The organism is Streptomyces fulvoviolaceus (assembly GCF_000718165.1).
Taxonomy (GTDB): Bacteria; Actinomycetota; Actinomycetes; order Streptomycetales; family Streptomycetaceae; genus Streptomyces; species Streptomyces fulvoviolaceus.
In genome coordinates this window covers 1-202 of the sequence record NZ_JOEY01000255.1, presented here as the reverse complement: position 1 = coordinate 202, position 202 = coordinate 1, and the positions used below count along the sequence as shown (strand labels likewise).

Annotated in this window: 1 pseudogene; it reads right to left on the bottom strand. The window is 67.3% G+C overall.

From position 1 onward, the window contains the following. Positions 1–202: pseudogene (locus IG08_RS0153780) on the bottom strand (DNA-directed RNA polymerase subunit alpha); the annotation flags it as partial.

Genomic DNA, 202 nt, shown 5'->3' with positions numbered 1-202 from the left:
GTCGGGGTTGTGCACCTCGACACCGGCCGGGGGCGCGATGTCGGCGGCGGTGACCAGACCCGGGCCCTGCTTGCGCAGGTACATCACGACCGGCTCGTCCTGTTCCGAGGAGACGACCAGCTGCTTGATGTTGAGGATCAGGTCGGTGACGTCCTCCTTGACGCCCGGCACGGTGGTGAACTCGTGCAGAACGCCGTCGACG